This window comes from Streptomyces sp. NPDC002573, assembly GCF_042889625.1.
GTDB classification, from domain to species: Bacteria; Actinomycetota; Actinomycetes; order Streptomycetales; family Streptomycetaceae; genus Streptomyces; species Streptomyces gibsoniae.
Genome location: NZ_JBIARC010000239.1, coordinates 1 through 2,037, shown reverse-complemented (window position 1 = coordinate 2,037; position 2,037 = coordinate 1). Strand labels below are relative to the sequence as shown.

3 protein-coding genes are annotated in these 2,037 nt (G+C 67.6%); all 3 read left to right on the top strand.

Annotated elements, in window-relative coordinates:
• Nucleotides 1-351, top strand: a 351-nt coding sequence (locus ACFYX0_RS47605; RefSeq protein WP_388982042.1) for an aminotransferase class I/II-fold pyridoxal phosphate-dependent enzyme, incomplete at its 5' end; no start/stop codon positions are given.
• Nucleotides 352-534: 183 nt separating this feature from the next.
• A complete protein-coding gene (locus ACFYX0_RS47600; RefSeq protein WP_388982039.1) occupies nt 535-669 on the top strand; it encodes a hypothetical protein in 135 nt (44 codons plus the stop codon).
• A gap of 7 nt (nt 670-676) precedes the next feature.
• Nucleotides 677-1,945: an IS4 family transposase gene (locus ACFYX0_RS47595; RefSeq protein ID WP_388982045.1), complete on the top strand. Its 1,269-nt coding sequence runs from the start codon at nt 677-679 to the stop codon at nt 1,943-1,945.
• Nucleotides 1,946-2,037: the final 92 nt, after the last annotated feature.

Sequence of the window (2,037 nt, the reverse complement as noted above, 5' to 3'; positions counted from 1 at the left end):
ATCGCCTCGGGTGCGTACGACCGTCATGTGCGCTCGATGCGGCTGCGCTACCGGCGTCGCCGCGATCAGCTGGTCGAGGTCCTGCGCCGGAGGGCTCCTGGCATTCGTGTGACCGGGATGGCTGCAGGACTGCAGACGGTTCTTGAACTCCCGCGTGGCACCGAGAGCTCGGTGGTCCAGGCTGCGGCCCGGCAAGGCCTGGCGGTCAGAGGGTTGACGCAGTTCGGCTATGAAGTGGCGGACTGCGGGTGGCAGTTGCCCGAGCGGGACGCCCTGGTGGTCAACTACGCGGCGCCCTCGGACAGTGCGTGGGCGGGCGCACTGGACGCACTGTGCAGGGTGCTGCCCTAGATGATCTATTCCAAGGGGTGCCTGAAGAGACGAAAACGAGGGCGTCCAAGATCATGTTGTGACGCACAACTCAACACCGTTGCGTTTGGCTGGGTAGCGGCACGTCAAGGGGGTTGAACGAGGCAACGGGACACCTGTAGATCAACGATCGGCGAAGAAAGTCGATCAAGGTCAGGAGTCCCGTTGCGGGAGAATTCTGTCATCACGCGGACGATCGAGGCAGCCGGGGGTGTGTACGCGCCCGGGCACTTGGGTGAGTTGACCCAGATAGTGGACTTCGCGTTGGTGGACGCGGTGCTGGAGGAAACCGGCACGTGAGCGGCGGCTGCGGCTGCTGCCGTCCCGGGTGGTGGTCTACTTCGTGCTCGCCCTGGCCCTGTTCGAGCATGGCTCCTACCGGACGGTCTGGGGCAAGCTGACCGCCGGGCTGGAAGGGCTGCCCTTGGTACGCCCGGCGGTGTCCTCGCTGTCGCGGGCGAGACGGCGGATAGGAGCCGCCCCGCTGTGGCGACTGTTTGAGACGTTGGCCGGACCGGTAGCCCACCGCGGCCAGGCAGGCACGTTTTACCGCGGACTGCGCACCGTGGCCGTCGACGGCACCTTGCTGCACGTTCCCGACGATGAGCAGATCACCTGGCACTACCCCAAGCGGGAGGGTGAGAAGCTGGAGTTCGGCTACCCGCTGATGCGGCTGGCCGTCCTGGTGGAGTGCGGCACCCCCGCCGTCCTCGCCGCCGTTTTCGGGACCGAGAGCGAAGGCGAACTGCCCTACGCACACCGCCTGCTGAGCGTCCTGGACGAGACGATGCTCCTCCTGGCCGACACCGCCTTCGACGCAGCGGAGTTCCTGCGTGACGTGGCGGCGGGCGGCGCCCAGTTCCTGGTACGTTCCTCGGCCCGTCGTGTCCCCACCCCTGCCGGGCACCTGCCCGACGGCTCCTACCTGGCCAGGCTCGGCTACGGCGTCCTGCCCACCCTGATCCCCGTGCGGGTCATCGAGGCCCAGGGCACCGTCACCCTGGCCGACGGCACGACCCGCACCGAGCAGTGGCGCCTGCTCACCAGCCTGCTCGACCCTGCCCACCACCCCGCAGGCGAACTGATCAAGCTCTACCACGAGAGGTGGCAGGCGGAGACAACGTATTTTTCGATCAAGGCAACCATGCTCGACGGCCGGGTCCTGCGCTCCCGCAGCCTGACGGGCATCGATCAGGAGGTCTACGCCCTGCTGACCACCTACCAGGCGCTCATCCGCGCCGCCGGCGACGCGGCCTTCACCCGTCCGTACCTGGACATGGACCGGATCAGCTTCACCGTCCTCCTGCAGACCGCTGCCGACCAGGTCACCACCGCCGGCAACATCCTGCCCACCGCCAGCACCGACCTCCTCGGCGCGATCGGCCGGGCCGCCCTGGACGCCCTCCTGCCCGCCTGGCGTCGCCCCGCGTCAAGGCCCGCTCCCGCAAGAACCCCACGAGCAAGTACGGCCCGAATGCCGGACAGCACCCCCAGATCGCCCAGACCTACACCTTCCAGGCCGACATCACGTTCTTCGAACACGGACTTGCAACCCGCGCACGTCGGTAAACGTTGACGCACAACTTGGACACCCTCGCGACAGCACTCTATGCGACGACCGATGACCTGCTGAAGGAGCGTCCGGACTTGGCGCCGCGGCGACCGCCA